General features: G+C 69.8%; 6 protein-coding genes and 1 pseudogene. 3 read left to right on the top strand and 4 right to left on the bottom strand.

Annotated elements, in window-relative coordinates:
• The 4 genes from NA5_RS38495 to NA5_RS38480 all read right to left on the bottom strand — a co-directional run.
• The coding region (locus tag NA5_RS38495) for a PrgI family protein (RefSeq protein WP_169811427.1) at window positions 1–823 on the bottom strand (823 nt) is incomplete at its 3' end.
• Window positions 820–2,712, bottom strand: coding sequence for a TrbL/VirB6 family protein (locus NA5_RS38490; RefSeq protein WP_157110901.1), 1,893 nt, complete (start codon window positions 2,710–2,712; stop codon window positions 820–822). The genes NA5_RS38490 and NA5_RS38495, both read right to left, overlap by 4 nt.
• 1 nt (window position 2,713) lies before the next feature.
• Window positions 2,714–3,109: a pilin gene (locus NA5_RS38485; protein WP_245672680.1), complete on the bottom strand. Its 396-nt coding sequence runs from the start codon at window positions 3,107–3,109 to the stop codon at window positions 2,714–2,716.
• A complete protein-coding gene (locus tag NA5_RS38480; protein WP_157110900.1) occupies window positions 3,100–4,023 on the bottom strand; it encodes a hypothetical protein in 924 nt (307 codons plus the stop codon). The genes NA5_RS38485 and NA5_RS38480 overlap by 10 nt, the downstream gene beginning before the upstream one ends.
• Before the next feature lie 477 nt (window positions 4,024–4,500).
• Between NA5_RS38480 and NA5_RS38475 the strand changes: the two genes are divergently transcribed.
• From NA5_RS38475 to NA5_RS38465, 3 genes and pseudogenes are all read left to right on the top strand, one after another.
• Window positions 4,501–5,202, top strand: coding sequence for a hypothetical protein (locus tag NA5_RS38475; protein ID WP_062993964.1), 702 nt, complete (start codon window positions 4,501–4,503; stop codon window positions 5,200–5,202).
• A gap of 101 nt (window positions 5,203–5,303) precedes the next feature.
• Complete coding sequence (locus NA5_RS38470; protein ID WP_084484742.1) at window positions 5,304–6,350, top strand: TRM11 family SAM-dependent methyltransferase; 1,047 nt, start codon at window positions 5,304–5,306, stop codon at window positions 6,348–6,350.
• Window positions 6,347–7,009, top strand: a pseudogene (locus tag NA5_RS38465) (type VI secretion protein); the annotation flags it as partial. The gene NA5_RS38470 and the pseudogene NA5_RS38465, both read left to right, overlap by 4 nt.

Here is a 7,009-nt window from a genome sequence, read left to right as displayed (position 1 = left end):
CGCCGCGGCGGGCCCGGCCCCGCCCGAGCAGCCGTCTACCGGGTGAGGTCGCGGCGGCGGGATTGTCGAGGGATTCTCTCCAGATCAACAGGACCTGGCGGCGGGTGAGGTGCTCTCCGGCCGCCAACTCGCTCACGTGTGCGGCGTGGTCGTGGGCGGCGGCGGCCAGGTCCGGGGACATGTCGGATGCGGCGGTGTGCAGGCCGGTGAGGTGTGCGGATAGGTCCAGGCGGGCGGAGCGGATGAGGATCTGCACGGGTTGGCGCAGGGTGTGCAGCCAGCCCGCGAGTTGCCCGACGAGGCCGTCTTGTTCGGCGGGGGTGCGTAAGGCGAGGTTGAGGGTGCCCGCGACCGCGACCACCGCGAGCCCGGCGGCCCCGAGGTCGATGACTCCGACACCGCCGCCGCCCGGGGTGACCGACGCCGGTAACCGCAACTCCTCGGGCGACAACGCCGTTGGAACCGGCGGGCGTGGACGGGCTCGCGTGGCGCGGTCGGTGATCCACCTCGGCGCAGCGAGCACGCCCCCCTCGGGTGCGGTCACCAGATGACGCGAACGCCACCGATGGCGGATCGCGGCCCACAGCAGCAGGTCGGCGGGGAGCCCGTCGCGGCGGGTGACGATCGCGACGGTGACCACGGCCGCGATCGGGGCGGCGGCGGCCAGGAACACCAGCGGCGCGACCACGGCCCGGGTCGCGATCCACACCGAGTACAGCAGTAGTGCTGTGGTGGCGAGGATGGCGAGTTGGCGGGCGGTGAACGGTCCGATCAACCGGTCACTTCGTTCGACATCGGCGGGAATACGCACGATCGTCGTCATAGAAGTTTGCCTCCTCGGGGAGCGCCGGACCTGCGGCGGCGGACGGGGAGATTCGGGAGCGGAAGATGCAGCTGCCGTCCCGGCGACGGCGACGGCGTCGGCGCTGGTGGTGGTTGGGGTGGTGTGGGCGGTGGTGGCGCGGGCCGGATGCGGGTCACCGGGATCGGCAGCGGGTACTGGCCACTGCGCAACGGCCGGATCCGGTCGTAGGGGTCCGCCGGTGCGGACGTATCGAAATCGAACGCGAGCTGTTGGGGTCGGCGGCCTCGCGGTGCCGTGGCGCGCGCTGGTGGTCGTGGTGGTTCGGCCGGTGGGGTGGGCCGAACCCTGCTCACCGGGACCGGCAGCGGGTATTGGCCGTTGCGTCCGGGACGGATCCCCCGGTAGGGGTCCGGCGGATCGAAGTCGAACGCGAGTTGCCTGCCGCGTGGCATGCGGCCCGGTGTGGTCTTCGGCGTAGCGGTGGGCGATGCGGGTGCCGGGGTGGATTGCCGCTGGACTCGGTGCATGCCTTCGAGGGGCAGCATCAGTTGTCCGTCGCGGGTGGCGCGGACCCGTGCGTACGGGTCGCGCGGCGCGGATGCGATGGTGCGTCGCCCGCGCTGCTGTAGTTGGGCGGGTGTGGCCGAACCGCCGCGCCCGCGTGCGGTGTGGGCGCCTTTGAGCAGGCCGAAGGTTTTGTAGACGACGTAGCTGCGCACGATCGAGCCGACGAGGGTGCGGCCGTGGCCGATCCGCAGCACCGATAGCAGCCAGAACGGGGTCTTGATCAGCACGCCCATCAAGGCGAGCGCGACGATCAGATCGACGATCCCGTTCGCGGTGGGGCCGAAGAAGTTCCATCCGCCCGGGGTGAGGAAAACCCGCAGCACCGTCACCAGGGTCACTGACTGCACCACCTGGATGGCCAGGCAAGCGGCGAACGATCGCCACCACCAGCGCGCCACCATCTCGAGGCCGGGTAGGGCGTGACACATCAACGCCAACGGCGCGGAGACGATCAGGATGACGGTGACCGCGACGCGCACCACATAGGCGACCAGCAGCACGACCAGCATCACCACCAGCGCGACCAGCAGCAGGATCGTGAAGGTCCCCGGTGCGTTGCCGCCGGTCGCGGCCAGCTGGGTCAACGCGGCGGCGGCGGAATCGGAGTCGACACCGTCACCGCCGAGGGATCGGGCGAGGGCGTTGGCGAAGCCGATCGCCGAGGTGGCGATCACCATGCTCGTCGCGGCGGCGAGGAACCCAACCACCAGCCGAGCCGTCAGCTCCCGCCACGACCACCGCGTCTGCAGGGTTTCGCGCACCATCAGCAGCACCCCGGCGGCCATCACGATCGGCCCGTAGATCGCGAGTACCAGCTGCCACGACTGCGTCCACAACACGCCGACCTGCGGCAGATCGCCCGGTTCGGGGGTGGTGAGCAGGGTGTGTGACACCAATTCGAGTAGCGGGTTGAGCGCGGAGTCGACCACACGCTGGAAGAACCCGTCGATCGCCTTGGCCACGCAGCCGGAGATGTTGCTCACCCCGCACTCGCCAGCCCCCGGCCCCGACCCGGGCGAGTCCGCCGGCGTCGGGATAGTCGAGTCGGGAACACCCGGGGTGGGCGAGGCCGGGCTGGTGGGTGGAGGCGTGGCCCAGCGCGAGGGAGGCACCGGCGAGGTCGGAGCGGGTGTCGAGGTGGTGGGTGCGGGTGTCGCCGGAGCTGAGGGCACCGGCACGGGCGGCGTCGGCGGTGGTTGCGCAGCGGCACTCATCCCACCGGTGAGGGTGATCAGCACTGCCGCGAGCACCACCGCCACCGTCGCCGCAGCGGTGTGGCCGGTACGCAAAGGCCGCAGCCCGACCGCAGGCGTGGGCCGGGCGAGTAGTGGGGCGCTCACGTCAGGCCCCGACGATCGACTTGAGGACGGTGACGATGACCGGGGCCAGCATCGCCAGCGCGTACCCGAGGCAGGCCGCGCGGAAGGCGCTCTTGGCCTTCTCCATCTCGGCCGGGTCACCCGCCCCGATGAGATAGCGTGCTCCGGCGACGGTGAGGCAGACCGTCGCCAGGGCGGCGAGGATGCCGATCAGCCAATTACGTAGGTTCTCAAGCACTTGGTCCAGCGAGGACGCGATAGCCAGCACCTGCCCCGGGGGCGCTGCTGCCGCCGCACCGGCCGCGACCACCGTGATGACGGCCACGGTGGTGGCGGCCGCGAGGATCAGCGCGAATCGCCGGATGCGCACGCGAGGTGCGAGTGCTGTGGCGGTGTCGAGGAGTCGAGTCACGCGCATGGGCGCACCTCCCCGTCCCTGGTGGCCGACCGACTCGGTGTGAGCGGCGGTTTCCTTCGCTGACGGACTCGCTCCGGTGCTGGCCCGCTGTCCTCGATCGGTGCGAGGGTGTTCATCGCATGGGCTTCGACGATGCTGGTGCGGCCCAGGTCGTGGGCGCGGTCGGTCAGCCAGGCCACGAGTCGGGCCTCGGCGCGTCGGCGTTGTTTGCGCAGCTTCCACAGCGACTGCCCGCGCTCGGCGGCCAGCGAGGTCAGCGTGCGACGCTCCCACCGCGAGACCGCGATCAGCTCCGCTGCCTCGGCGCTGATCACCCCGGCGGCGACGGCCTCGGCCAGCACCGTCTCGGGGTGTCCCGGCCCGGCTACCATCAGCAGCCGCTGCTCACCCATCGAGCCGAGATCACGCTCGAGGTCGGCGACCGACACCACCGACGGCTGCTGGTTCGCCGCTCTGATCGCGGCACGGTAGGCCGCCCACCGCAGGCGATGCCACACGCCCGGCAGATCCAGCTCGACACATCCGAGATGGGTGAGGAACCCGGTCAACACCTCGGACTCGAGGTCGTCGCGATGGCGGCCGCCCGGCGCGGCGAACAACCCTGCCATGCCAGCGAGCATCGGCTCGGCCAGACTCGCGCACACCAGTGTCGCGTCCCCACCGTGGGTGCGGGACCGCTCGATCAGCCACACCCAGATCGCGTCGACCGCCGCGATCGGCAAACCGGGATCCCGCAGCAACGCACGCAACCCATCCCACACCTCGACCTGGCTTCTCGGCGGTCCTGGTGCCGGTCGCGGATCGACGGGCAAGGACTGCCCCGCGATCCGATCGAACGTCGCCGACACCACACCCAACGGCGTGCGCGCTTTACCGCGCGACCTCGAGGAATTCACGAATTCTGAATTCGTCACCATCAACTCCCTGTTCGGTGGAATCACGAAAGATTCCGACCTCACAAGGGAACCGAACACTCATATCCAAAACACACCCAAAACACACCCAAAACACATCCGAACTACACCCGAACCATATCCAAAACATATCCGTGTCGATCGAGCAATCATTTGGCACACACCACACCGAGCCAACCGGATGCCCGATGAAAGGGGCAGCAAACAGGGTGGATATGCGCGAGAATATGAAGAGAGTATGTTTCGGATACGAAATCGCCGCCATTGGCAAACCATCAAAAACGATTCAAAAACTCTTTCAACCCGATGGTCCGAGACCGGCGCTCCCGTCTCGGATAGGCGGTCCCCAGTACGGCTGGATTCTCGTGTGCAAAAAATTGTTCGGAAAAGTTTTGCCAGGCGGTGTCCCGAAAAAGCGTTTGCGGCGGAAGTAGACGAGTACAAACCGTTCTCTACGACCGTCAGGAGCATTCCCGTATGACCGTGAAATCCCGTCAACTTCCGTCCCGATCCGCCACCGACAACACCAGCACCTCGACCTCGGTGGTGGTCCCCTCGACCGTGTGGGCCGCCGGAAGCGACCCGCTCGATCCCGGCGACCGATGGCCGCAACCGATCGTGTCTCGCGCGGTGCGCGAGTTCAGCGCCCCGGGTGGGCGGGTGCTGTTGCTCGGCTGGCCCGCCCCCACGACTCGTGGTGGCCTGCACGCGGTCGCGGCGGACACGGTAGCGGCGTGCGCCAGCGTCGAGGGCCTCGGCCGCACCGCCCACCACAAACCCGGCACCGGCACCGGCACCGATGAGGCGGTGGATCTGGTTCTGGTCAGCCTGCTGGCCGATCACCTCGACCCGGTGGCCGCCGCCGAACACCTCACCACGCTGGCGGTCCACCGGTTGGCGATGGGCGGGCTGCTGGTCGTGCTAGGTCGCTGCCGCCACAGCCGCTCCGGGGTGCTCATCGACCCGGCCGGTGCGGCCGTGGCCGCCGCCCAAGCCGCCGATCTGCTCTACCTCCAGCACATCATCGCCGTCCCCGTCACCGGCACCACCATCACCGCCACACCGCCCGCCGACGCACCCGACTCGGGCGCCGATCGGGGGCCGGTCGTGCACACCGTCGCGCACACCGACGTGTTCGCGTTCCTGCTGCCCCGCTGCGAGAAGTCCCTCCCGCAGTGACACCTCCCGCCATAACTCCTCCCGCCATCCCCGCGCCCACACCACCGGCGTCGGTGCCACGCCGAGCCGCGACCGACCGACCGATCTCGCGAAGGACCCCGATGACTCTCGACTCCGCCACCCCCGACACCACGAACCCCGAGACCGCCGACACCGGCACTGTCGACTCCGGCGCCGCGACCGGGACCGCTCCCGCCGTGGTGCCGGTATCGGTGTGGGCGACGGCCCAGAACGCGCCCACGGTGCAGCGGCGGGGCCGCTATCACCCCGACAGCGTGGCCCACCCGGCGAAGATGTTCCCCGCGATCGTGCAACACGCCGTCGCGACCTACACCCGGGCCGGTGACCTCGTGCTGGACCCGATGTGCGGGATCGGCACCACACTCGTCGAAGCGCTGCACCTCGGTCGCCGCGCGGTCGGTGTCGAATACGAGACGCGGTGGGCCGAGTTGGCGCGCACCAACATCGGGCTCGCCCACGAGGCCGGGATCGATCTCGACGCCGCCATCTACACCGGTGACGCCCGCAAACTCCCCACCCTGCTACCGAAAGAGTTGCGGGGCCGGGTGGATCTGGTGATCACTTCTCCGCCCTACGGCGACTCCGTCCACGGCCATGTCCGGGTGCGCGCTGGGCAGGGCGTGCGCAAGTCCAACCACCGCTACGGTGCGGTCCTGGATCGCGGCAACCTCGCCAACGTCGGACTCGGCCGATTGCTGTCGGGGTTCACGCGCATCCTGACCGGTGCTGCCGAATACCTCGCCCCGGGCGGGCACGTCGTCATTACGGCCCGGCCGTGGCGGCAGCACGCGGAATTGGTGAACCTGCCCGCGCACTTGATCACCTGCGGCAGCCTGGCCGGGCTCGTCCCGGTCGAGCGCTGCGTCGCGCTGCTGGGGCGACTGTCCGAGGGAGACCTGGTCGCGCGCAGCAGCTTCTTCCAACGCGACTTCATCGTCAAACAGCGCGCCGCCGGGCTACCTATGCACCTCATCGCGCACGAGGACGTCGTCATCCTCCGCAAGCCCGATGCCGCCACGGCGACCACCGAGCATCAGGGCGCACGCGGACGCCTCCAGTACGGGGCTGCCCCGTTCTGGGGCACGGGCGGACAGCCCGGCCAGGCAGCAGGGGCGGTGGCCGCGTGAACGCCACCATCGCGAGTCCCGAACAGGGATGGCTGGGCCGGATGCTGCTCGCACCCGGCACGAGGCTGGGTGATCTCGCCGAGACGATCGAGCGCGCCGTCTGGTCTCAGGCCGCGATCGTGGTCGTGGTTGCAGTGGCCGGTGTGCTCGCCGCGGTGTGGGCGGTGGCGAGGCTGCGCCGACGCCAACTCAGTGCCCGTGCTCGCCAGATCACCGTGCTCACCCCACCCGAGGTCGACGCGAATGGCGCGCTCGCCTTCTGGTCACACCTGATCGGGCAACTACGCCCGGCCTGGGCGCGGCTGCTGTTCGGGCAACCACACCTCGGATTCGAATACACCGTCACCCCCGAAGAAGGGGCCGCGATCCGGCTGTGGGTCCCCAGGAAGATCGCGCCCGGGCTGATCGAACGCGCCGTCGCCTCCGCGTGGCCCGGCGCGCACACCGACACCACCTACCCAGCCCGGTCTCCGCTGCCCGACACCACCAACACCACCCGGCGAGTGTTGGCAGGAGGTGAGTTGCGGCTCGGCCGCCGCGAAGGACTGCCGTTGCGCACCGACTACAGCGGCGATCTCGTGCGAGACCTGATCACCGCCGCCGACGACCTCGCCCCCGGCCAGGCCGCGTGCGTGCAGATCCTCGCCCGCCCGGTCACG

The organism is Nocardia anaemiae NBRC 100462 (assembly GCF_001612725.1).
GTDB classification, from domain to species: domain Bacteria; phylum Actinomycetota; class Actinomycetes; order Mycobacteriales; family Mycobacteriaceae; genus Nocardia; species Nocardia anaemiae.
Note: the sequence above shows the minus strand (reverse complement) of the source record. Positions and strands in the feature narration are given on the sequence as shown.